Here is a 23,440-nt window from a genome sequence, read left to right on the forward strand (position 1 = left end):
CGCCGGGGGCTTTGACGGACAATCGCCCGCATGGCCATCCAGACCGACGACTTCGCCCCCGCCCCGTCCAAGCGCATCGTCAGCGCTGCGCCCAGCACCCCGCAGGAAGAGGCGATCGAGCGCGCCCTGCGCCCGAAGCTGCTCGATGAATACGTCGGTCAGGCCAAGGCGCGCGAGCAGCTGGAGATCTTCATCGGTGCGGCCAAGAAGCGCAGCGAGGCACTCGACCATGTGCTGCTCTTCGGCCCACCGGGGCTGGGCAAGACGACGCTGTCGCACATCATCGCGGCCGAACTCGGCGTGAACCTGCGCCAGACGAGCGGGCCGGTGCTGGAAAAACCCAAGGACCTGGCGGCGATGCTGACCAACCTGGAAAAGAACGATGTCCTCTTCATCGACGAGATCCACCGGCTGAGCCCGGTCGTCGAGGAAATCCTCTACCCCGCGCTGGAGGACTACCAGATCGACATCATGATCGGCGAAGGCCCGGCGGCGCGCTCGATCAAGCTGGACCTGCAGCCGTTCACGCTGGTCGGCGCCACCACGCGCGCCGGCATGCTGACCAACCCGCTGCGCGACCGCTTCGGCATCATCGCGCGGCTGGAGTTCTACACGCCCGAGGAACTGTGCCGCATCGTGACGCGCTCGGCCGGGTTGATGGGCGCGCCGATCGACGCGGAAGGGGCGATGGAGCTGGCCCGCCGTTCACGCGGCACGCCGCGCATCGCCAACCGCCTGCTGCGCCGCGTGCGCGACTACGCCGAGGTCAAGGGCGACGGGCGCATCGTCAAGCTGATCGCCGACAAGGCGCTGACGATGCTGGACGTGGATCCGAAGGGCTTCGACGTGATGGACCGCAAGGTGCTCGAAGCGATCGTGCACCGGTTCGACGGCGGGCCGGTCGGGCTGGACAACGTGGCGGCGGCGATCGGCGAGGATTCGGGGACGATCGAGGATGTGATCGAGCCGTACCTGATCCAGCAGGGTTACCTGCAGCGCACGCCGCGCGGTCGGATCGCGACGCTGGCGGCGTATCGGCATCTGGGGGTCACGCCGCCGGCGAAGGCGGGGGCGCTGGGCGCGGCGGGTGATCTGTTCGGCGAGTAGACCGCCGTCCAGCCAGCCACTCAGGTTTTTTCAGGACAGGCTGTGCGCGGGCGTGCTGCCATCGCGCCCGCCATCGCTGCTTTCTTCCAGTGCTGCGCCGTCCAGGTGCTGCGTATCTCCCCACCCGACCATCGTCAGCCGCGTCCCCGTGAACAGCAGCCGGTTGATGCTCGCATTGCCGAGCTGCCAGGTGCGCGGCGCCTCGATCGGCATGCCGCAGGCGGCGCGGTAGAGGCAGTCGAGCACGCCGCCGTGGGCCACCATCACCACCGTCTGCCCGGGATGGGCCGCGGCCAGCCGGTGCACGGTGTCGATCGAGCGGGCGTAGAACGTCCGCAGCGACTCGGCGCCCTCGGGCTCGAAATCCGGCTCGCGGGCTTTCCAGCGCTGGACCAGTTCCGGATGGATCGCCTCGACCTCGGCGACGGTGCGGCCCTGGAACAGCCCGAAATTGCGCTCGCGCAGGCCAACATCGTGCAGCACCGGCAGGCCGATGCGCCGCGAGATCGCATTGGCGGTCTCGGCAGCGCGCACCAGGTCCGACGCATACAGCACCGCGATGTCTTCGTCCGCCAGCGCCTCGGCGACACGCTCGGCCTGCCAGAAGCCGGTGTCGTTCAGCGGGATGTCGAACTGGCCCTGGATGCGGGTGTCGACGTTCCATGCCGTCTCGCCGTGGCGGATCGCCAGGATGCGGGTGCTGCTGCCGTGGCCCATCGCGTCAGGCTCCCGCGCCGAGGCGGCGGTTCAGCGTGTAGCTGCCGGTGAGGCTGGCCTGGCCGAGCACGTGGCCTTCGATCGCCGCGCGCACCTGCGCCCCGGTGAACGCGCCGTCGACCGGGCAGCGCTCCAGGTCGGTGGCGTAGAGCGTGAACACGTAGTGGTGCAGCAGGCTGTCGTTGAACGGCGGGAAGGGACCGTCGTAGCCGAAATAGTCGCCGGCCATGTCGGGGTTGCCGGCGAACCAGCCGGTGTAGTCGTTCAGGCCGTGGCGGGCGCCGTGCAGCGTGGCCGGACCGGGCTTGCCGCGTGCGGTGAAGCCCTGGCTGAACGCGCCCTCGGCGACGCCGGTCAGCGTCGCCGGCAGGTCGACCACCACCCAGTGGAAGAAGTCCACCCGCGGCAGGTCGGCCGGCACCTCGCGGTCGGTCTGGTTCACGTCGTCGCCGCGGCTCGGCACGTCCGGGTCGTGGCAGACCAGCACCAGCGAGCGCGTGCCAGCGGGCAGGTCGCTCCAGGCGAGGTGCGGGCTGACGTTGTCCGAGAAGGTGACGATGCTGGCATCGTCCGGGCGGCCGGCGGCGAAACGGGCGGGGATGGCGGCGCCATCGGTCAGGCTGGCGCTGTGCAGCTGCATGTCGGGTCTCCTTCGAAGTGCGGGGGATGCGGGGTGTATCAGACGCCCCAGACGATGTCCTTGCCGGCCGCGTGGGCGAGCTTGAGCAGCTCGATGAACGGCCAGGCGCGCTGGCGCAGGCTGACTTCCTTGGGCGGGGGCATCGTGTGGCCCTCCGCGGCGGCATCGGCCTCGGCGGTACGGCGGGCGCGCTCTTCATCGGCCACGGCGTGCTCCAGCGCGGCGATGGCGGCGGGCATCTGATCCGGGAGGAAGATGCCTTGCGCCGCCGGCTCGCGGCCCACCAGCGCCATGATGCGGTCGCCAACGGGGGCGGTCATGATCAGGTCACCGGCGACCTTGGACTTGAACTTGTAGAGCATGGCGATCCTCCTGCGTCATCGGGGTCGATGGGATGGAACGATTGTGCAGCAGGCTCAGTGCGCCGCGCTGTCAGCGGACACGCCGAGTGCAGCAGCGATCTGCGTGCGCACCGCCTCGCCCAGCGCGCGCCGGTCGAGGCCATCGACGGGCTGCTGCGGCAGGATGTCGATGTGCACCACCAGCCCCTCGGCGCAGACGATGGTCCAGAGGCTCTCGGCCAGCGTCATGTCGCCGATGTAGGCCGCCGCCGGGCTGACGGCATGGTCCGGGTCGGAAAAGCGCAGCGCCAGCGGCTGCAGCGGCGTGCCGGTGGCGACCGCCGCCTGCAGCAGGTTGGCGTGGAAGGGCAGCAGGTGGTGGCCGTCGGAGGTCGTGCCTTCGGGGAAGACGGCGACCGTGTCCCCCTCGCGCAGCGCCTGCGCCGACTGGTGCACCACGCGCAGCGCATCGCGCTTGTTCTCGCGCTCGATGAACAGCGTGCCGGCCGCGCCGATCAGCCAGCCGAGCACCGGCCAGGCCTTGACGTCGGACTTGGACACGAAGCGCGCCTGCGGACAGACCGCATGCACGGCGGTGATGTCGAGCCACGAGACATGGTTGGCGACCACCAGCTGCGGGCCGAGCTGGAAGCGCCCCATGGGCTGCAGGCGCATGCCCAGCAGCGCCAGCAGCTTGGCGGACCACCACTGGATGCGGGCGCAGCGGTGCGCGGCACTGGCGCCGTCGAACTCGCGCCAGGCCACCCAGACGCCGTGCAGGATGTGCACGACCACCCGGCCCAGGCGCCAGACCGCCCGCAAGCGGCGCAGGAGCATCAGCGCGTCTCGTGGGCGACGGTGCCGGCCACGAGCGTGGTGCGCACGCGGCCAGGCAGCGCCATGCCGGTGTCGGCGAAGGCGAAGGGTGTGTACTTGCCCTGGCTGAGCAGGGCATCCGGCGTGACCGGCCACAGCGCGTCCGGGTCGAACACGCAGACATCGGCCACGCCGCCCTCGACCAGCCGGCCGGCACTCGACGACAGCGAGCCCAGCGCATCGCCCAGCACGCGCACCGGCTCGGAGGTGACCCGCGCCAGCGTCGCTGGCAGCGACAGGCCCACGTCCGCACCCCACTTCAGCGCCATGCTCAGCAGCAGCTCCAGCCCGGTCGCGCCCGGCTCGGCCTCGGCGAAGGGCAGCGTCTTGGCGTCGCCCTCGACCGGTGTGTGGTCGGAGACCAGCGCGTCGATCGTGCCGTCGGCCAGCGCAGCGCGCAGCGCGTCGCGGTCGCGGCCCTGGCGCAGCGGCGGCGTCAGGCGCATCGCGGGGTTGAAGTAGCCGATGTCGATCTCGGTCAGGTGCAGCGAGTTGATGCTGACGTCGGCCGTCACCGGCAGGCCTTCGGCCTTGGCGCGGCGCAGCAGCTCGACGCCCGCGGCGCTCGACAGCCGGCACAGGTGGACCCGCGCGCCCGTGGAGCGCATCAGCTCGAAGATGGTGTGCAACGCGATCGTCTCGGCCGCCACCGGCACGCCGGACAGGCCCATGCGCGTGGCCACGCCACCGCTGGCCGCGACGCCCTTGCCGAGCCAGTAGTCCTGCGGGCGCAGCCAGACGGTGTAGCCATAGGTCGCGGCATAGAGCATGGCGCGTTGCAGCACCAGCGTGTCCCGGACCGCCACTTCCGCCTGCGAGAAGCCGACGCAGCCCGCCTCGGTCAGCTCGACCATCTCGGTCAGCGTCTCGCCCTTGAGGCCCCGGGTCAGCGCACCCAGCGGAAACAGCCGGCACAGGCTGAGCTTGCGGGCGCGGAACTTGAGCATCTCGACCAGGCCCGGCTCGTCGAGCGCCGGGTCGGTGTCGGGCGGGCAGACGAGGCTGGTCACGCCACCGGCGGCGGCGGCGTTCAGCTCGCTCTCCAGCATGCCCTTCTGCTCCTGGCCGGGCTCGCGCAGGCGCGCGGCCAGATCGACCAGACCGGGGGCGACCACACAGCCCTTGGCATCGAGCGTGCGGTTCGGGTGGAAATCGGTGGGCGTGCGGCCGATGCCGACGATGCGGCCGGCGGCGATGGCCACATCGGTGACCTCGTCGCGCCCGGAGGCCGGGTCGATCACGCGGCCGTTCTTGATCAGGATCTTCATGCCTCGTTCCCCGCAATGATGCTCATCACCGCCATGCGCACCGCGATGCCGAAGGTCACCTGCGGCAGGATCACGCTGTGCTGCCCGTCGGCCACCGACGAGTCGATTTCCACGCCGCGGTTGATCGGGCCCGGGTGCATGACGATGCAGTCCGGCGCCGCCAGCGCGAGCTTCTCCTCGGTCAGGCCGTAGCTCTTGAAGAACTCGCCCGCGCTCGGCAGCATCGCGCCGCTCATGCGCTCGTTCTGCAGGCGCAGCATGATGATCACGTCGGCGTCCTTGATCCCTTCGGCCATGTCGTGGCAGACGCGCACGCCCATCTCGCGCAAGTCGCCGGGCACCAGCGTCTTCGGCCCGACGGCGCGGATCTCCGGCACGCCCAGCGTCGTCAGCGCATGGATGTCGGAGCGCGCCACACGCGAATGCACGATGTCACCGACGATGGCCACGCGCAGCTTGGTGAAGTCCTTCTTGTAGTGGCGGATCGTGTACATGTCGAGCAGCCCTTGCGTCGGGTGCGCGTGGCGGCCGTCGCCGGCGTTGACGACGTGGACATGCGGGGCGCAGTGCTGCGCGATCAGGTACGGGGCGCCCGACTCGCTGTGGCGGACCACGAACATGTCGGCGTGCATCGCGGACAGGTTGGCGATCGTGTCGAGCAGGCTCTCGCCCTTGGACGCGCTCGACTTGGCGATGTCCAGGTTGATCACGTCGGCGCTCAGGCGCTTGGCGGCGATCTCGAAGGTGGTGCGGGTGCGGGTCGAGTTCTCGAAGAACAGGTTGAACACCGACTTGCCGCGCAGCAGCGGCACCTTCTTCACCTCGCGGTCACTGACCGACAGGAAGGTGGACGCGGTGTCGAGGATGTGGTGCAGCACGGCCCGGGGCAGGCCTTCGATCGACAGCAGGTGGACCAGCTCGCCGTGCTTGTTGAGCTGGGGATTGCGGCGCGACAGCATCAGCGGGTCTCCTGGACGGTGAAGCGGAAACGACCGGCATCGTCACGGTCCAGTGCCAGCTGCTGCGTGGCCGGCAGCGTCAGACGCGCCGCGGCAAACGCCGGCTGGATCGGCAGCTGGCGACCACCGCGGTCGACCAGCACCGCGAGCTGCACCGAGGCGGGGCGGCCGAAGTCGAACAGCTCGTTGATGACGGCGCGGATGGTGCGGCCGGTGTAGAGCACGTCGTCGATCAGCACGATCGGGCGACCATCGACGGAAAACGGCAGGTTCGTCGCGTCGGTGGTCGAGCCCAGGCCGCGCGAGCCGAAGTCGTCGCGGTGCATGGTGCTGGAGATCACGCCGTGCGGGGTGGCCAAGCCGAGGTCGCGCTGCAGCCTTTCGGCCAGCCAGGCCCCGCCCGACCACACGCCCACCAGCACCACATCGGGCACGATCAGGCCACGCACACCGGCCAGCAGCTCGGTGTAGAGCGCCTCGGCGTCAAGGTGCAGACTCATCGGGATTCCTTTCGTTCTTGTTCGTCCAGGTATTGCGTGAGCAACAGGGCCGCCGCCGCCGCGTCGGCATCGCGCGCTCCATTGGCCAGCACCTCGGTGGTGCTGTAGCGCTCGTCGACCTCGAACACCGGCAGGCGGAAGCGCCCCTGCAGTTGGCGGGCGAAGCGCTGGGCGCGGCGGGTATTGTCGTGGGCAGCGCCGTCTGGATGGAAGGGCACGCCGACCACCAGCGCATCCGGCTGCCACTCCCGGATCAACGCGGCGATCTTCACGAAGCGCGCGTCGCCTTCGGCCGTGACCGTGGTCAGCGGCGTGCCGTGGCCGAGCAGGCGGTTGCCGCTGGCCACGCCGGTGCGCTTGAGCCCGTAATCGAAGGCGAGGAAGGTCTGGTGCGGGCGGGACGGCGGCAGCGGTGTGCGCGCGGGCGGAGTGTCCGCCGCGGTCATGCGTGTCCTGCGTCTTGCGACAGCATCGCCGGATCGACCCCCAGCAGCGCCAGCGCACGGTGGTAGCGCTGCTCGACGGGCGTATCGAAGATGACGGCGGGATCGGCGTCGACATTGAGCCAGCCGTTGCGCGCCATCTCGTCTTCGAGCTGCCCGGCGCCCCAGCCGGCATAGCCCAGCGTGATCAGCACCCGCTTCGGGCCTTCGCCGCCCGACAGCGCTTCGAGCACGTCGCGGCTGGTCGTCATCGCCAGTCCGCCGGGGACCGAGAGCGAGGAGGTGTAGGGCGCGTGGTCGTCGGCCTGGCGGTCGTGGAGCACGAAACCGCGTTCGGTCTGCACCGGGCCGCCGTAGTACACCGGTGTATCGGCCAGGTCCGGGCGGTCGAGCGTCATGTCCACGCGCTCGAACAGGTTGCTGACCGTGATGTCGATCGGTTTGTTGATCACCAGGCCCAGCGCACCGCGTTCGGTGTGCTCGCACAGGTAGACGACCGAGCCGGCAAAGCTGTCGTCCGCCACGCCGGGCATGGCGATCAGGAACTGGTTGGTGAAGTTGATACGACCAAGGGCGGACATGGCAGGGATTGTAGCGATCGCGCAAACTGGGCGGCATGCACAGCCTGCTCCCGCCCCCTCCCCGCCTTGACCCCGTGGACCGCGCCCTGGTCTGGTTCCGCCGTGACCTGCGCCTCGACGACCATGCCGCGCTGCACCGCGCCCTGCGCCACGCGCGGCAGGTCTGGTGCGTCTTCGTCTTCGACACGACCATCCTCGACAGCCTGCCCCGCGCAGACCGGCGTGTCGAGTTCATCTGGCACAGCGTGGAAGAACTCGACCGGCTGCTGCGCGAGCGCGGCGGCGGCCTGCTGGTGCGCCATGGCGATCCGCGCAGCGAGATCCCGGCGCTGGCGCGGGCGCTGCACGTGCAGGCCGTGCACGTCAACCGCGACTACGAGCCGGCCGCAGTCGCGCGCGACGCCAAGGTGCGCGGCGCGTTGGCGGAAGCCGGCATCTCCTTCCTGAGCTGGAAGGACCAGGTCGTCTTCGAGCACGAGGAAGTGATGACCGCCGGGGGCACGCCCTTCTCGGTCTTCACGCCCTACAAGAACGCCTGGCTGAAGAAGCTCGATCCGTTCTACCTGAAGGCCTACCCGGTCGAGCGCCACGCCCACGCGCTGGTTGCGCCACCCGCCGCGCTGGAGCGGGGGCTGCCGCGGCTGTCGGACCTGGATTTCCTGCCCACCGACATGGCCACCCGGCTGCACCCGGGGGCCAGCGGCGGCGCGCACCTGCTGCTCGACTTCCTGGAGCGCATCGACCACTACGAGGACACCCGCAACTTCCCCGCCGTGAAAGGCCCGAGCTACCTGAGCGTGCACCTGCGCTTCGGCACCGTCTCGATCCGCCAGCTGGCGCGGCTCGCGCACGAGCGCATGGTCGGCGGCTCGCGGGGGGCCGAGGTCTGGCTGTCCGAGCTGATCTGGCGCGATTTCTATTTCCAGATCCTGCACCACCACCCGCGCGTGGTCGGCCACTGCTTCAAGCCCGACTACGACGCCGTCAAATGGGACCACGGCCACCACGCCGACGCCTTGTTCGCCGCCTGGTGCGAAGGCCGCACCGGCTACCCCCTCGTGGACGCCGCGATGCGCCAGCTCAACCAGACCGGCTACATGCACAACCGGCTGCGCATGGTCGCAGCGAGTTTCCTCACGAAGCACCTCGGCATCGACTGGCGGCGCGGCGAAGCGTATTTCGCGCTGCACCTCAACGACTTCGATCTGGCCGCCAACAACGGCGGCTGGCAATGGGCAGCCTCGACCGGCTGCGACGCGCAACCGTATTTCCGCATCTTCAATCCGATGACGCAGAGCCGGAAGTTCGACCCGGCCGGGCGCTTCATCCGCCGCTATGTGCCGGAGATCGCCGGGCTGAACGACGACGAGATCCACGCGCCGTGGGAGGCCAAGCCGATGGAGCGGCTGGCGGCGGGGGTGGAACTGGGGAAGACCTATCCGGCGCCGGTGGTCGTGCATGAGGAGGCGCGGGCGAAGACGCTGGAGCGGTTCGACGCCCTCAAGAAAGCCCGCTGAACGCCGGAATCGGCCTGCGCAGGATCAGAACAGCTCGATGTCCCCGCAGTGGCTCGTGTCCTCGATCAGCCCCTGCTCGACCAGCACCTCGTGGGAGTGGATCTGGTTCCGGCCATGGGTCTTGCCGTGGTAGACAGCCTTGTCGGCGCGGTCGAAGCAGGCCTGCGGCGTGTCACCGGGGCGCACGTCGCTGAAGCCGATACTGACGGTGACGCGGCCGATCGCCGGGAACGCGCAGCCCTCGATGGCCAGCCGGAAGCGCTCGAAGGCCTTGCGGGCGCCGGCCTCGTCGCGGGCGGTCAGCAGCACGACGAACTCCTCGCCACCGAAGCGGTAGAGCTGGTCGTCGAAGCGGAACACGCTGGTCATGATGCGCGCCACCATGGACAGCACCTCGTCGCCGACGATGTGGCCGAAGCGGTCGTTGACGAGCTTGAAATGGTCGATGTCGACCACGCCCAGCCAGTGGCGGCGCACCACCGGGACGGCGCGGCGGTCCTGCGGATCGGAGGCTTCGTCGGGCACCCCGTAGATGCGCCGCGCCTCGGCGACCGTGGCCTGCATGAAGGCGGTGTCGAAGCGCTTGCGGTTGAGCAGCCGGGTCAGCGTGTCGCGCTCGCTGTAGTCGAGCAGGCCGAGCACGTTGCGGTGGCCCTGCAGCAGGCGCTCGGCGGCTTCCAGCGCGGGTGCGTCGAGCGGCTGCACGCTGTCGAGCTCGATCAGGCCCTCGATGTCGGTGTCGAGCAGCAGCGGCAGGCCGGTGTGCCAGCCGGAGGCATCGGCCTGCGGTCGCGCCACCACGGCCCGCGCGTCGGCACAGCGGACCAGATCCGGCAGCGCGTGCCACGGCACGGGAATGCGCGCCGCATCGCCGAGGTGCTCGACCGGGGCGGCACGGTCCTGGCCCTGGTGGTGCTCGCCACAGAGAACCCAGTGGCGCGGCTGGCCCGCCTCCCCCTTGACGCGCCAGAGCCGCACGCGGATCGCTGCGGTCCGCACGGCCAGTGCCGTGAGCAGCAGCGCGTCGACTTCGACCCGCTCGCGGCTCCGGGTCATCGCCAGCAGGGTATCGAGCAGATCAGGGGTGGTCGATGGCATGCGGAGTCGCCCTGGCTGGTTCAGGAAGAGGGGCCGGGCAAGGCCCCGGCGTGGGACGCGATCAGCCGCAGCAGCTCGTCCTCGCTGTAGGGCTTGCCGAGGTAGTGGCTGGCGCCGAGTTCGAGCGCCAGATCCCGGTGCTTGCTGGCGATGCGCGAGGTGATCATCACCACCGGCAACCCCGTCAGCGCACTGTCGCTGCGGATGTTGCGCAGCAGGTCGAAGCCGTCCATGCGCGGCATCTCGATGTCGGAGAGCACGACCACCGGCCGCTCGCCCGCCAGCAGGTCGAGCGCCTCCAGGCCGTCCTTGGCCAGCGCCACGCGGTAGCCTTCACGCTCCAGCAGGCGCTTGGTGATGCGGCGCACGGTGAGCGAGTCGTCCACCACCAGCACCAGCGGCGCCGGCCTGGCCAGCTCGACCGGCGCGGCATCGTCCGGGCCCTTCAGCGCGGCGACCTGCATCAGCCGCTGCGCCTGCACGCCGTAGACCGCCGCCAGCGCGACCGGGTTGTAGATCAGCGCCACCGCACCCGAGGCCAGCAGCGTCATGCCCGCCAGCCCCGGCACCCGCGCCAGCTGCGCGCCCAGGTTCTTCACCACCACTTCGTGGTTGCCAAGCACGTCGTCGACATGCAGCGCCACGCGCTGCTGCGCCGAGCGCACGATCACCACCGGCAGCGTGCGCCCGCTCATCTCCAGGCTGCGGCCGGGGCTGTCGAGCAGCGCGCCGAGCCAGTAGAACGGCAGCGGCTGCCCGCCATAGAGGTAATGCCCCTCGTGGTAGGCCTGCTCGACCCGCTCGGCCGGCGTGCGCTGCACCAGTTCGATCAGGTTGGACGGCACGGCGATCGAGCGCGTGCCCGCGCGCAGGATCACGACCTGCGTCACCACGGTCGTCAGCGGCAGCACCAGCTTGAAGCAGGTGCCGCGGCCGGTCTCGGAGCGGATCTCGATGCGCCCGCCCAGCGACTGCACGTCGGACTTGACCACGTCCATGCCGACCCCGCGCCCGGCCACCTCGGACAGCACGGCCGCCGTGGACAGGCCGGGGGCGAAGATCAGGTCCGTCAGCACCGCATCCGCCACGACGACCCCGCCGGGGATCAGCCCCATCGCGACCGCGCGTTCGTGGATGCGGCCCAGGTCGAGCCCGGCACCGTCGTCGCGGAGTTCGACGCAGACCTCGTTGCCCTCCTGCACCAGCGACATCGTGATGCGGCCCACAGGATCCTTGCCCGCGGCGGCCCGCTGCTCGGGCGACTCGATGCCGTGGGTCACGCCGTTGCGCAGCAGGTGCTCGAACGCGGCGGTCATGCGGTCGAGCACGCCGCGATCGACCTCGACGCCACCACCGACGATGTCGAAACGCACCTGCTTGCCGACCTCCTTGGCCGCCAGCCGCACGACGCGGTAGAGCCGCTCGGACAGGCTCTCGAACTCGACCATGCGCGTGCGCAGCAGGTCGCCCTGCAGTTCGCGGGTCAGGCGGGCCTGGACGGCGAGTTCGTCTTCGGCGGTCTGCAGGGTGCGCTGCAGGGCGCTGCGCACGGTGGCCACGTCGTTGACCGACTCGGCCATCATCCGCGTCAGCTCCTGCAGCCGGGTGTAGCGATCGAGTTCGAGCGAGTCGAATTCCTGCGCCGCCGCGCGGGCGGCCTCGCGGCGCGATTCGAGCTGGGTGTCGGCCTGCAGCGTCACGTCGTGCAGCTGCCGGCTCAGGCGCTCCAGGTTGTCGGTCAGGTCACCCAGCGAGCTGCGGATGTGGCCGACTTCGGCATCCAGCCGCGAGCGGGTGATGCTGACCTCGCCGGCCAGGTTGACCAGCCGGTCCAGCAGCGCCGCGCGCACGCGCACCGGCTGCGGGTTGAGCACGACACGCTCGGCCGGCGTGACCGGCACACCAGCCGGTGGCACGGTGAAGCGCGACCAGTCGATCGTGCCGGCAGTGTCGGCTGGCAGCGCCACCGGGGGAGCCGTCGCTGCGCGCTGGGCAGCGCCTGGTGCGGGAGGCGCGGGCACCCGCGTCTCGACCGCCAGCGGCCGGGGCGGCGCCAGCGTGGTCTGGGCCCAGGGAGCGACCACCACCGTGGACAGCGGTGTGGACTGGCGCTCGCGCAGCGCCTCGAAGGCGGCGAGCAGCGCATCGGCCCGCTGCGCCAGCACCGACAAGCCGGCAACCTGCGCCTCCACGCGCCCTGCCAGCAGCGCCTCGATCGCGGACTCGAACCGGTGCGCCAGCTCGCCCAGACGCATCGCGCCGGCCAGGCGGGCGCTGCCCTTGAAGGTGTGCAGCGTGCGCATGCACGCGGTCGGTGCACCGGCATGGCCGGGATTCTGCAGCCAGGCCACCACCTGCGACTCCAGCCGCGGCAGCAACTCCTGCGCCTCCTCGGAGAAGATCGGGAACAGGTCGGCATCGACCTGGTCGACCTGGTCGATGTCGGCATCGAAGGCATGGTCGAGCACGATCGTGGCGGCAGCGGTGGTCGTCACCGGCCCCGGGGCGGCGACGGGCGCAGCCAGCGGGATGGAGGCCGGGACCGGCGCGGGCGCCTCGGTGTCGAGGGACCCCGCGGTCCTGGTCAGACGCTGCTGGGCCGCCTGGCTCCAGGCCTGCAGCCGCTCGCTGACCAGCGGGGAGGCCACCTGCAGGAAACCGGCCGCGAACTGGTGGAGCAGACGGCGGACGTCATCGCTGGCCATCACGAACAGCTCCGCCTCGGACGGGTCGACCGGACCGACGGCCTGCAGCGCCAGCACCTGGTCCAGCGCATGTTCCAGCGCGCGCGCCAGTTGCGCCAGTTCGGTGAAGCCGACGGTCGCCGAGTTGCCGGCCAGCGTGTGGGCCAGCGCCACGGCCTCCTCGCCAAGCGGACGCGGCAGCTCCATCGCCCACAGCGTGAGTTCGGTACCCAGGCGGCGCGAGACCTCGTCGGCCTCGTTGAGGTAGATGTTGAACAGCGGAATCTGCAGCCGCAGCGGGCCGATGACCTTGATCTGGTCGTCGTCGCCCTGCCGGTCGGGCTGCGCGGCGCGCAGCACATCGGCGGCGATCTGGGCCCGCACGCCGTCCAGGTCGATCACGTCGGCGGTCTGCTGCGCTGGCGCTGGCACCGGGGGCGGAGCCGGTACCTCGCCCACATCGAGGTCCAGCGGCTCGATCTGGGGCGGGAGTTCGGCCGGGCGGGCCAGATCCGCCTCGGGCAGCGGGCCGCTCAGCGTGGCGTGTTCCGAGGTGGTGCTGGTCTGCAGCGGCGCGCGCCAGCTGTGGTGTTCATCGTCCAGACCGGAGGTCTCGACCTCGATGCGCTCGACCGGACCCGCAGGGAGCTCGAAGTCGTCGAACGAGACATCCACCGCCGGGGCACTGAAGTCCAGCGGCAGGTCGATGAGCATCGTCAAGTCGTCCTGCACCGGAGCCGGTGCGGGCGCGGACGCACGCCACATGGCGCCCCCCAGCTCCATCGGACGGGTCGCCTGCAGCGGCTCCATCAGTGGCCGGGCCGGTTCATCCAGCGGCACTTCCAGATCGACCAGTCCGGCGTCGGACAGCCCGCCAGACCGCGAGATCGTCGGCGACGGCACGGGCGGCGACGAAACCCCCGGCAGACACACCCGCATCAGCTCGCCAGCATGGCGCAGCGCCTCGGCACTGGCCATGATCGGCTCGGGCAGGAAGTCGGCCGCATCCCGGCGGGCGATCGCCTCGGTCCAGCCCTCGAAATAGCGCAGCGCGTCGCCGGTGAAGGTGCGCAGCTCGGGACTGGCAGGCGTCTGTTCGGCCAGCCAGTGGTTGTAGAGCTGCTCGCACGACCAGGCCGCCTCGCCGAAGGCATTGAAGCCGACCATGCGCGCGCTGCCCTTGAGCGTGTGGAAGGCGCGGCGCAGGTGCGTGAGCAGCGGCAGGTTGCCGGGCGTCTGCGACAGCGCGTCGAGCGCCGCCAGACCTTCCACCACCACCTCGCGGGCCTCCTCGAGGAAGACCTCGCGCATCTCGTCGTCGTCTTCCAGTCCGGTGGGCTGGAAGACCGGCATGTCGAGCGGGCCCGGTGCCGGCGGCCGCGCGGTCAGCGGCGGGCCGAGCGGATCGAGGCCGAGCGGCGCCGTGGCGGTCGCGACAAAGTCCTGCATCACCTGCAGCACCTGTGCGCGGCCCTCGTCGTGGTCGTGGTCGATGGCGAAGCGGGCGGCGCTGAGGTGGGCCGCCAGCGCCGGCAGCGCGGTGACCTGGGCATCGTCCTGCAGCGCCCGCAGGTCGGCCGCGACCGCGTCCAGCGAGACTTCGTCGTGCTGCACGGCGTCGGCGATCGCCTCGGCGCGGCTGATCACGTCGGCCGAGACCGCCGAGCGGCCCATCACCGGCGACAGCACACCCAGCAGCGGGTCGAACTGGAACAGCGACTTGGCGACGACCGGCTGCACGTTCAGCATGTCGATCAGGAAGCCCAGCGCACCCAGATTGGCGGCCAGACGCTGGAAGGCGCTCAGCGTGCGGGCCTCCTGCGGCAGGTGTTCGCTGTGCAGCAGGTGCTCGACGTCCTCGCGCATGCGGTGCAGCGTCTCGATGGCCGCATCGACGCCCAGCACCGACAGCACGCCGCGCATCGAGCCGAGCAGGCCCGGCACGCCGGCGAGCAAGCCGCTTTCCTGCGGGCTGCGGAAGAACTGGTCGATCTGCTGCTCGACCTCGCCCAGCGTCGCGCGCAGCTCCTGCACCACGCTGCCGAGCGTCAGGCGCTCGCTGACACGGCGGTAGAGCGCCTCCATCCACGGCTCCAGCGGCTGCGAGTGCTGTCCGGCGGTCACCCGGTCGATGCGTTCGGCCAGGCGGACGGCATGGTCGGCGTGGCCATTGCGGTCGACATCGGCTTCGTCAAGCGCGGCTTCCAGATAGAGCAGGCTGGTGGCGACCTCCATGCCCAGTTCGGGGCCGGGCGGCCGGTTGGCGCGCACGACCGCCGTGGCGGCCGCGAGCAGCGCCCGCGCGAGCTGACCGCCATCTTCATAGAGGCGGCTGATCGACTCGCCGACCAGCGTGAACACGTCGAGCAGCGGCACCCCCCGGTGCGGATCGCGGAAGGCCTCGGGCGACGACACCAGGCTCCAGGCGTCCTTGGCCGCTTTCACACGCTTGCGGGTCTGCTGGACCTGCGCCGGGTCGCTGCGGCCGTAGAGCGGCGTGTTGTAGTCGACCGGTGTCAGCGGCACGAGGTCGTAGGCGGCGTGCACCGCCCCGAGCATCGGCGCCTGCACGCCGGGCTGCGGCCAGGCGCGGGCGCAATAGAACAGCAGGTCCTGCGCCAGCCGCTCCGAGAAGCCCTCCTCGCCCTTGAGGCGGCTGCGCAGCTGCGCCATGACGCGGGACGCCGTGCGCTTGAGGAACATGTCCGGCGGCAGCAGCCCGAGCGACCAGGCCTGGAAGAACGCACTCGCCAGCCGCCACAGCGTGGCCTCCTCGGCTCCGGCGGCGGCCTGGGCCAGGCGCGCGCAGTCGCGGGACAGCGCGACGGCCGCGGCCGGCGTGTTCTGGCGCATCAGCCCGAGCAGCGCCCGCTCGATGCTGGCGAGCATCGCCGCATCGGCCGGGTGCGCCACGCTGCCGGTCGTGTCCGGCACCTCGCGCAGGCGCCAGTCGTGCGCCCACAGGTCGGCCGGATGGATGCGCTCGGCGCTGTTCAGCTCCAGCAGCACGCGCCACTGCGGAAACAGCCCCACGGCCTGCACCGGCTTGCCGGCGAGCTTCTGCGCCAGATAGTCCAGCAGCGCCTGCGAGGCCTTCTCGATCGCCTCGACCCCGGCGGCATCCAGCCGCTGCGGCCTGGCGACAAAGCGCTGCACCAGCTGTTCGGCCGAGCGCAGCAACAGCGCTCCTTCGGGCAGATTGACCAGCTCCAGCGCACCCACGCCCTGGTGGATGTGCTGGCGGGCCGTGCGCAGGACAGCCGGCTCGACATCGTCCAGGTCCGAGCCCGCGGCCGCGCCGACCTCGCGCAGGTAGCGGCGCAGCGACTTGTGCGCCGCCTCCAGCGTCTTGCGGAGCTCCTCCAGCACCCAGGCAAGGGCGCTGAGGTCATCGGTCACGGCGGTGTGGTGCTGGTCCATCGGGCTCAACTGATCTTGAAACGCGCCACCGACTGCCGCAATTCCTCGGCCGTGCGGGACAACTGGCGCACCAGCTGCGCGGTGGAGCGGGTACCTTCGCCGGTCTGTTCGGTGACGGCGAAGATGTGCTGGATATTCTGCGCCACGACCGTGGCGTTCTCCGCCTCCTGGCGGGCCTGCGCCGAGATGGCCTCGATCAGCTCGGCGAGCTGGCGCGAGACGCGGTCGATCTCGGTCAGTGCGGTGCCGGCGTTGTCGGACAGCCTGGCGCCTTCGACCACCCCTTGCGTCGAGCGCTCCATCGCCACCACGGCGTCCGCGGTGTCGGTCTGGATGGTCTTGACCAGCACGGCAATCTGGCGCGTGGCGTCACCGGAACGCTCGGCCAGCCGCTGCACTTCCTCGGCAACCACCGAGAAACCGCGCCCCGCCTCCCCCGCGGACGCGGCCTGGATCGCGGCGTTCAGCGCCAGCACATTGGTCTGCTCGGTGATGTCGGAGATCAGCTCGGTGATCTCGCCGATCTCCTGCGAGCTCTCGCCCAGCCGCTTGATCCGCTTGGAGGTTTCCTGGATCTGCTCGCGGATGGTGTTCATGCCACCGATGGTGTCGAGCACCGCGGTCAGGCCCGAGTTGGCCGCCGACATCGAATGCCGTGCCACGTCGGCCGACTGCTGCGCCTGGCCCGACACCCGCTGGATGCGGCCAGCCATCTGCAGCACGGCCTCGCCGGTCTCGCGGATCTCGCGCAGCTGCTCGTCGGAAGCAGCCAGCAGCTCGGTGGAGGTGGCCTCGACCTGCTGCGTCGTGTCGGTCACCCGCGCCACCGTGCCCTGCACCTGCGACACCAGCGAGCGCAGCTCTTCCACGGTGTAGTTGACCGAGTCGGCAATGGCGCCGGTGATGTCCTCGGTGACGGTGGCCTGCTGCGTCAGGTCGCCTTCGGCCACCGCCTGCAGCTCGTTCATCAGCCGCAGGATCGCCGCCTGGTTCGCATCGTTGACGCGCTTGGCTTCGCGCTCCTGGCGCTCGGCCTCCAGGCGCTGCACGTCCGACACCGACGCGCGCTGGCGCTGGTCGGCCGTGAACACCAGCAACAGCCCCAGGCCGCCCAGCAACCCGAGCAGCAGCGACAGGCCCAGCAGCCCCACATTGAACCAGCCGATGCCGCCGACCGACGACACGCTGGACTGCACCCTGGTCAGGCCCTGCCGCAGCGCTTCCGTGTCGGCGATGATGGCCGTCTCGGCTTCGCGGGCCGAGACGAGGCCCTGCAGGTTGCCGAGGATGGCCCCGGCGTGCGTGCGCAGCGCCTCGTGCGACTTCAGCAGCGCCTCCAGCCGGGCGCGCATCTGTGGATCCTTGGTGGCGGTCAGGCGCAGATCGGGATTGCCGTCGAGCAGGCCGCGGGCCACGTCGCGGAAGGTGTTGAGGTCCTTGCCAAGCAGGAACAGCGCCTCGGGCGACACGCCTTCGACGGTGAGCGACTCGTTGGCGGACTTGCCGATGCGCTGCGTCAGCATCACCAGCCGGCCGGCGGCGGACACCTCGGTCGGCAGCGCGTCCTGCTGCACCTTGGCGGCGGCGATGGCCTCGGTGGAGTCGAGCAACTCGCCCGACTGGCGGTTGATCGCCTTCAGCGCCTGCCCGACCTGGGTCAGCAGCGTTTCCTGGGCCAGCACGATGCCGGCATTCTTCTCGGTCTTGTCGACGACCGCCAGCAGCGGATCGACCAGGCCACGCGTGGTCAGCGAGACGGCCTGCAGGCCGGCGTCGGCCTGCCCGCTGTGCAGGCCGCGCACATTGGCGGCCAGCACCGCCGTCGATTCGCGCACCTCGGCGAAGGCCTGGGGCTGCCCGGCCAGCGCCTGCAGCACCGCCTTGGCCAGCCGCTGCGACTGCATCAGGGCCTGCCCGGTGGCTCCGATCTGCGCGGAACTGCCCCCCGCCGAGCGCACCGCCATCACCGACGCCAGCACCAGACCCAGCCCGCCCAGCGCGAGCAACCCGCCCAGCAGGCGCTGCTGCCGGTCGGACGACCAGCCACCGATCAGCGGCAACCGGACCCGCGCACCCAGCGGCGCCCGCCGTGGCGACGCACCCGAGGACGGGCGGCGCTCGTGGAACGGCACCCGCAGGCTGGACGGCGAAGCCTCGCTGATGATGGAGCCCTCGGGGACCGAGATGGTGGTCTGGAGCGATGCGTCCTGGACCGTGTCGCGCAGATCGTCGGACTCCTCGCCACTGACCGTGTACGGACCGGCATAGGACTCGTCGTCGGGCACGGGCGCCTCCGGCCCGCCGTGCCGCTGGTTCTTGCCCTTGAGCCTGTCAATGAAACCCATCCCCGCCTCGTCTTTCAACCGTTGCGTCCGCGACCGTGCCACAGGACGGCTGTCATTCAGCGCCGATGATGCGCAGGAAACGCTCGTCCCGCGGCAACATCGACAGGCGCAGTTCCTGCCAGAGCCGGCCGGACGCATCGAGCCAGCGTCCGCCGGCAAAGGCAGGCTGCGGCAGTTCATCCGGCACCACGGGGGTCATCTGGTCCGCGTGGCGCAGTCCGGCCAGCTTGTCGATCAGCAGCGCGGCGTTCAGCTCCAGCATCGGATTGAACGCCACGACACGCGCCTGTTCGCGCACGGCGGGTGGAATCCGCTCGCGCAATCCAAGGAATCCGGCCAGATCCACCACGCCGGTGAGGGCGCCACGCAGGTTGGCGACCCCCAGGAACCACGGCTCGGTGTGCGGCACGCCCAGCAGCGTGCCCGGCTGGAAGATCTCGCCGGCCTCGGCCAGCGGAAACAGGAACGCGTGTCCGGCGCACTCGACCGCCAGCCAGCCCACGGTGTGCTCGATGCTGCGGACTTCCTGCAAGCGCTCGGCCAGTCGGCCTTGCAGCTCCCTCAGCGCTTCCTTGTTGGCCATGAGGGCTCCTGGTGGATGGGGTTCAGCCGAAGGCCCGGATCTTCTGGACCAGCTCGTCAGGATTGACGGGCTTGACCACGTAGTCGCGCGCGCCCTGGCGCATGCCCCAGACCTTGTCGGTTTCCTGGCTCTTGCTGGTGCACATGATCACCGGCACATCGGCGTAGCGCGGATCGCGGGTGATGGTGCGGGTGAGCTGGAAGCCGTTCTGGCCCGGCATCACCACGTCCATCAGGATCAGATCGGGCTTTTCCTCGGCGATGCGGCGCAGGGCCTCCTCGCCGTTCTCGGCCGTGCGCACACGGAACCCCTGGCGCACCAGCAGGTCCGTCAGGACGTGCAGTTCGGTCCTGGAGTCGTCCACCAACAAGATGTTGTGTATCGGCATGGCGGGTCGTCTTGGGTGCGAAGCGTCGGGGCCCGGCTCAGCGCGTGCCGACCCGGGCACGGCACATCAGGACACCACCCGACAGTGCAACTGCACCGCCTGGAGCAACTGGTCCTTGGTGAAGGGCTTGGTCAGATAGTCTTCCGACCCCACCATGCGCCCGCGCGCCTTGTCGAACAGACCGTCCTTGGAGGACAGCATGATCACCGGCACGGTGGCGAATTCGGGGTTGCGCTTGATGATGGCACAGGTCTGGTACCCGTCCAGCCGCGGCATCAGGATGTCGCAGAAGATCAGGTCCGGGCGGTGGTCGCTGATCTTGGCCAGCGCGTCGAAACCGTCCTCGGCCAGCACGACCTCGCAGCCGCCCTGCTTCAGGAAGATCTCGGCGCTGCGGCGGATGGTGTTGCTGTCGTCGATCACCAGCACACGCGTGACCGAGCGCGTGCGTTCGGAACTAGGGGTGTCAGGCAGGTGTTCCACGACTGGGCTCGCTGGGTTGGCAGGGTCAGGTCAGATCCGGACCATCTCGAAATCTTCCTTGCGGGCGGCGCATTCCGGGCAGACCCAGTTCATCGGCACGTCCGCCCAGGCCGTGCCCGGTGCGATGCCATGTTCCGGGTCACCGATCGCTTCGTCATAGATCCACCCACAGATCAGACACATCCAGGTTTTCGAAGGGCTCACGGCGTGTGTTCAGCTTGTCTACAATGGACAAAGATTGTAGCCACTGGCCCCGCCTGCCCGGCGAGAACAGACGGACCCCTTCACAACAATTCTCAGAAAACGGCCAGAGTCCCTCGGCCCTCCCGGATGAACCCCAACGCAACCGAAATCGTCAGCGACGACCCCCAGGACCTGCCGGCCCCGGCTTGCGTGATGAGCTTCAATGCCAGTGACGCCACCGGCGCCGGCGGTGTCGCTGGCGACATCGCCACCATCGCCGCCATGGGCGCGCACGCGCTGCCCGTGATCTCGACCATCGTCATGCGCGACACGGCCGAGATCTTCGAGCACACTGCGCTCGACCCCGAGACCGTCGTCGAGCAGGCCCGCAGCGTGCTGGAAGACGTGACCATCTCGGCCTGGAAGGTCGGCTTCCTCGGCAACGCCGAGAACGTCGGCGCCGTGGCCGAGATCCTGTCCGACTACCCGGACGTGCCGCTGGTGACCTACCTGCCCACGCTGTCCTGGATGGACGACGAGGACGAGGCCACCGCCTACCACGACGCGCTGCGCGAACTCGTGCTGCCGCAGACGCTGGTGCTGGTCGGCAACCAGAAGACGCTCACCGACTTCCTGCTGCCCGACTGGGACTCCGAGCGCCCGCCGTCGGCGCGCGAACTCGCGGTCTCCGCCGGCAAGCACGGCACGCAGTACGTGCTCGTCACCGGCCTGCAGCTGCCCAACAACCAGGTGGACAACGTGCTGTCCTCGCCGCAGGGCGCCATCACGGGCGAGAAGTTCGAGCGCTTCGAGACCTCGTTCATCGGTGCCGGCGACACGCTGTCGGCCTCGATCGCCGCGCTGATGGCGACCGGGCAGGAACTGCACATCGCCGTCTCCGAAGCGCTGGCCTTCCTCGACCAGTCGCTCGACTCGGGCTTCCGCCCCGGCATGGGCAATGTGGTGCCCGACCGCTTCTTCTGGGCCATGCCTCCGGAAGACGAGGACGGCGAAGGCGACGAGGACATCATCGACGCGATGACCGCCGACATCGACTCGCCCACCAAGCCGCGCAGCATCCACTGAACCAACCAGGCGCCGGTCCGCCCGGCGCGAGACCGATGACCACCAACGACCAGTTGTTCGAACGTGCCCGGAAGGTGATTCCGGGCGGCGTGAATTCCCCCGTGCGCGCCTTCCGCGCCGTCGGCGGCACGCCCCGCTTCATCGCCCGCGCCCAAGGTCCCTACATGTGGGACGCCGAAGGCAAGCGCTTCATCGACTACATCGGCTCCTGGGGCCCGATGATCCTCGGCCACGGCCACCCGGCGGTGCTGTCGGCGGTCCAGCAGGCCGCGACCGAAGGCTTCAGCTTCGGTGCCCCGACCGAGCGCGAGATCGAACTGGCCGAGGAGATCCTGTCGCTGGTGCCGAGTTGCGAGCAGATCCGCCTCGTCAGTTCCGGCACCGAAGCGGCGATGACCGCGATCCGCCTGGCCCGTGGCGCCACCGGCCGCTCCAAGTTCATCAAGTTCGAAGGCTGCTACCACGGCCACGCCGACCCGCTGCTGGTCAAGGCCGGCTCGGGTCTGGCGACGTTTGGCAACCCGACCTCCGCCGGTGTACCGCCGGAAGTCGTGCAGCACACGCTGGTCCTCGAATACAACAACCTCGAACAGCTCGAAGAGGCGTTCCGGCTGCACGGCCCCGAACTCGCCTGCGTGATGATCGAGCCGATCGCCGGCAACATGAACTTCGTGCGGGCGCAGGTGCCGTTCGTCAAGCGCATCCGCGAGCTGTGTGACCAGCACGGCGCGCTGTTCGTGTTCGACGAGGTGATGACCGGCTTCCGCGTCGCCCTCGGCAGCGCGCAGAGCCTGTACGCCGCCGCGATCCCCGGCTTCGCGCCCGACATCAGCGTGTTCGGCAAGGTGATCGGCGGCGGCATGCCGCTGGCCGCGTTCGCCGGCTCGCGCAAGGTCATGGAACACCTCGCCCCGCTCGGCACCGTCTACCAGGCCGGCACGCTCAGCGGCAATCCGGTCGCCACCGCCTGCGGGCTGGCCACGCTGCGCGAGATCCGCAAGCCGGGCTTCTTCGATGACCTGTCGCGCAAGACGCGCACGCTGGTCGATGGCCTGAAGGGCGCTGCGGACGCGGCCGGCGTGCCGTTCTCGGTGGACAGCCAGGGCGGGATGTTCGGCTTCTTCTTCATGCCCGAGCTGCCGCAGAACTACACCACAGTGATGACCACCGACCAGCCGCGCTTCAACCGCTTCTTCCACGGTCTGCTGGACCGCGGCGTGTATCTGGCGCCCGCGCTGTACGAAGCCGGCTTCGTCAGCGCCGCGCACACCGACGCCGACATCGCCGAGACGGTCGCCGTCGCCGCCGACGTGCTGCGCAGCCTGTGAGCGAAGGACCGACCGCCATGTCTGACGCACACGACCAGCCCCGCGCGCTGTATCCCACCGGCCTGATCTCCTTCAACGGCCAGCCTGCCGTGCACCTGCGCTCGCCCAACGGCGCGCAGGCGACCATCCTGCTGCACGGCGCCCACGTCGTGTCGTGGATCCCGGCCGGCCACGAGGAACAGCTTTATCTGTCGCCCGAGACGAAGTACGGCGACAGTGCGGCGGTGCGCGGCGGCGTGCCGGTGATCTTTCCGCAGTTCAACCAGCAAGGCCCGCTGCCCAAGCACGGCTTCGCCCGCAACCGGGCGTGGCAGGTGCAGGAGGCACAGGTCCGCGGCGAACACGCCTTCGCGGTGCTGACGCTCAGCGACGACGAGGCCACCCGCGCGATCTGGCCGCACGCCTTCACGCTGGAGATGACCGTCAGCGTCGACGACCGCCGGCTGGAGATGGAACTGGCCGTGCTCAACACCGGCGAGACCACGATCGAGTTCCAGGCCGCGCTGCACACCTACCTCGGCTGCGGCGACGTGCGCCACGCGCAGCTCGAAGGCCTGCTCGACCAGAACTACCACGACGCCGTGCTCGACCAGCCGCGCCAGCAGTGGATCGACGTCGTCACCATCGCGCAGGAAATCGACCGCATCTACTGGAACGCCCCGAAGGAGCTGACCCTGCGCGAAACGGGCCGGCGACTGCTGATCCAGTCGCATGCGTTCGATGACGTGGTGGTGTGGAATCCGGGGCCGGAGAAATGCGCCGCGCTGCCGGACATGCCGGACGACGACTGGCTGCAGATGCTCTGCGTCGAGGCCGCGCAGATCGGCGACCGGGTGCGGCTGGCGGGTGGGCAGGAGTGGGCGGCGATGCAGACGCTGGTGATCGCGGACTGA

Annotated in this window: 21 protein-coding genes; 5 read left to right on the forward strand and 16 right to left on the reverse strand. The window is 70.1% G+C overall.

Translation table 11 applies throughout. The features are described 5' to 3' along the window. Nucleotides 1-30: 30 nt before the first annotated feature. Complete coding sequence (gene ruvB, locus BDD16_RS05995; protein WP_179633106.1) at nucleotides 31-1,107, forward strand: Holliday junction branch migration DNA helicase RuvB; 1,077 nt, start codon at nucleotides 31-33, stop codon at nucleotides 1,105-1,107. 30 nt (nucleotides 1,108-1,137) lie between these two features. Here the strand turns inward: ruvB and BDD16_RS06000 are convergent, their stop codons facing one another. From BDD16_RS06000 to BDD16_RS06040, 9 genes are read right to left on the reverse strand one after another with little or no spacing between them, the layout of a single operon-like run. Next, complete coding sequence (locus BDD16_RS06000) at nucleotides 1,138-1,824, reverse strand: histidine phosphatase family protein (protein WP_179633107.1); 687 nt, start codon at nucleotides 1,822-1,824, stop codon at nucleotides 1,138-1,140. Between the two features lie 4 nt (nucleotides 1,825-1,828). Further along, on the reverse strand, nucleotides 1,829-2,464 hold the full coding sequence (locus BDD16_RS06005; RefSeq protein ID WP_179633108.1) for a YbhB/YbcL family Raf kinase inhibitor-like protein: 636 nt from the start codon (nucleotides 2,462-2,464) through the stop codon (nucleotides 1,829-1,831). Nucleotides 2,465-2,502: 38 nt separating this feature from the next. Further along, nucleotides 2,503-2,826: a DUF1840 domain-containing protein gene (locus tag BDD16_RS06010; RefSeq protein WP_179633109.1), complete on the reverse strand. Its 324-nt coding sequence runs from the start codon at nucleotides 2,824-2,826 to the stop codon at nucleotides 2,503-2,505. A 54-nt stretch (nucleotides 2,827-2,880) separates the two neighbouring features. Continuing rightward, nucleotides 2,881-3,642, reverse strand: coding sequence for a lysophospholipid acyltransferase family protein (locus BDD16_RS06015; RefSeq protein WP_179633110.1), 762 nt, complete (start codon nucleotides 3,640-3,642; stop codon nucleotides 2,881-2,883). Next, a complete protein-coding gene (locus BDD16_RS06020) occupies nucleotides 3,642-4,949 on the reverse strand; it encodes a dihydroorotase (protein WP_179633111.1) in 1,308 nt (435 codons plus the stop codon). The genes BDD16_RS06015 and BDD16_RS06020 overlap by 1 nt, the downstream gene beginning before the upstream one ends. After that, complete coding sequence (locus tag BDD16_RS06025; protein ID WP_179633112.1) at nucleotides 4,946-5,908, reverse strand: aspartate carbamoyltransferase catalytic subunit; 963 nt, start codon at nucleotides 5,906-5,908, stop codon at nucleotides 4,946-4,948. Before BDD16_RS06025 ends, BDD16_RS06020 begins: the two co-directional genes overlap by 4 nt. Beyond that, the gene (gene pyrR, locus BDD16_RS06030; RefSeq protein WP_179633113.1) at nucleotides 5,908-6,408 is read right to left on the reverse strand and encodes a bifunctional pyr operon transcriptional regulator/uracil phosphoribosyltransferase PyrR; all 501 of its coding nucleotides are present in this window, start codon (nucleotides 6,406-6,408) and stop codon (nucleotides 5,908-5,910) included. The genes BDD16_RS06025 and pyrR overlap by 1 nt, the downstream gene beginning before the upstream one ends. Next, nucleotides 6,405-6,854: a Holliday junction resolvase RuvX gene (gene ruvX / locus BDD16_RS06035; RefSeq protein ID WP_179633114.1), complete on the reverse strand. Its 450-nt coding sequence runs from the start codon at nucleotides 6,852-6,854 to the stop codon at nucleotides 6,405-6,407. Before ruvX ends, pyrR begins: the two co-directional genes overlap by 4 nt. Further along, the gene (locus BDD16_RS06040) at nucleotides 6,851-7,432 is read right to left on the reverse strand and encodes a YqgE/AlgH family protein (RefSeq protein WP_179633115.1); all 582 of its coding nucleotides are present in this window, start codon (nucleotides 7,430-7,432) and stop codon (nucleotides 6,851-6,853) included. The genes ruvX and BDD16_RS06040 overlap by 4 nt, the downstream gene beginning before the upstream one ends. Before the next feature lie 35 nt (nucleotides 7,433-7,467). Here BDD16_RS06040 and BDD16_RS06045 point away from each other — a divergent pair, with 35 nt between their 5' ends. Beyond that, a complete protein-coding gene (locus BDD16_RS06045) occupies nucleotides 7,468-8,949 on the forward strand; it encodes a cryptochrome/photolyase family protein (protein WP_179633116.1) in 1,482 nt (493 codons plus the stop codon). 24 nt (nucleotides 8,950-8,973) lie between these two features. On the opposite strand, the gene BDD16_RS06050 is transcribed toward BDD16_RS06045, so the two are convergent. The 7 genes from BDD16_RS06050 to BDD16_RS06080 all read right to left on the reverse strand — a co-directional run bounded on the left by BDD16_RS06050 (nucleotide 8,974) and on the right by BDD16_RS06080 (nucleotide 20,133). Beyond that, nucleotides 8,974-10,047, reverse strand: coding sequence for a GGDEF domain-containing protein (locus BDD16_RS06050; RefSeq protein WP_179633117.1), 1,074 nt, complete (start codon nucleotides 10,045-10,047; stop codon nucleotides 8,974-8,976). A gap of 20 nt (nucleotides 10,048-10,067) precedes the next feature. After that, the gene (locus tag BDD16_RS06055) at nucleotides 10,068-16,151 is read right to left on the reverse strand and encodes a hybrid sensor histidine kinase/response regulator (protein ID WP_179633118.1); all 6,084 of its coding nucleotides are present in this window, start codon (nucleotides 16,149-16,151) and stop codon (nucleotides 10,068-10,070) included. Between the two features lie 5 nt (nucleotides 16,152-16,156). Then, complete coding sequence (locus BDD16_RS06060; RefSeq protein WP_179633119.1) at nucleotides 16,157-18,496, reverse strand: methyl-accepting chemotaxis protein; 2,340 nt, start codon at nucleotides 18,494-18,496, stop codon at nucleotides 16,157-16,159. A 52-nt stretch (nucleotides 18,497-18,548) separates the two neighbouring features. Next, nucleotides 18,549-19,079, reverse strand: coding sequence for a chemotaxis protein CheW (locus BDD16_RS06065; protein WP_179633120.1), 531 nt, complete (start codon nucleotides 19,077-19,079; stop codon nucleotides 18,549-18,551). A 22-nt stretch (nucleotides 19,080-19,101) separates the two neighbouring features. Then, a complete protein-coding gene (locus BDD16_RS06070) occupies nucleotides 19,102-19,467 on the reverse strand; it encodes a response regulator (RefSeq protein WP_179633121.1) in 366 nt (121 codons plus the stop codon). Between the two features lie 66 nt (nucleotides 19,468-19,533). Continuing rightward, entirely contained in the window at nucleotides 19,534-19,950 is a 417-nt protein-coding gene (locus BDD16_RS06075; RefSeq protein ID WP_375139065.1) for a response regulator, read from the reverse strand. A gap of 30 nt (nucleotides 19,951-19,980) precedes the next feature. After that, nucleotides 19,981-20,133 (reverse strand): rubredoxin, encoded by a 153-nt coding sequence (locus tag BDD16_RS06080; RefSeq protein ID WP_179636024.1) that lies wholly within the window; start codon nucleotides 20,131-20,133, stop codon nucleotides 19,981-19,983. 147 nt (nucleotides 20,134-20,280) lie between these two features. Here BDD16_RS06080 and thiD point away from each other — a divergent pair, with 147 nt between their 5' ends. From thiD to BDD16_RS06095, 3 genes are read left to right on the forward strand one after another with little or no spacing between them, the layout of a single operon-like run. Then, entirely contained in the window at nucleotides 20,281-21,219 is a 939-nt protein-coding gene (gene thiD, locus BDD16_RS06085; RefSeq protein ID WP_179633122.1) for a bifunctional hydroxymethylpyrimidine kinase/phosphomethylpyrimidine kinase, read from the forward strand. A 35-nt stretch (nucleotides 21,220-21,254) separates the two neighbouring features. Continuing rightward, nucleotides 21,255-22,547: a glutamate-1-semialdehyde 2,1-aminomutase gene (gene hemL / locus BDD16_RS06090; protein ID WP_179633123.1), complete on the forward strand. Its 1,293-nt coding sequence runs from the start codon at nucleotides 21,255-21,257 to the stop codon at nucleotides 22,545-22,547. 17 nt (nucleotides 22,548-22,564) lie between these two features. Then, the gene (locus BDD16_RS06095) at nucleotides 22,565-23,440 is read left to right on the forward strand and encodes a D-hexose-6-phosphate mutarotase (RefSeq protein ID WP_179633124.1); all 876 of its coding nucleotides are present in this window, start codon (nucleotides 22,565-22,567) and stop codon (nucleotides 23,438-23,440) included.

This window comes from Sphaerotilus montanus (assembly GCF_013410775.1).
GTDB lineage: Bacteria > Pseudomonadota > Gammaproteobacteria > Burkholderiales > Burkholderiaceae_C > Sphaerotilus > Sphaerotilus montanus.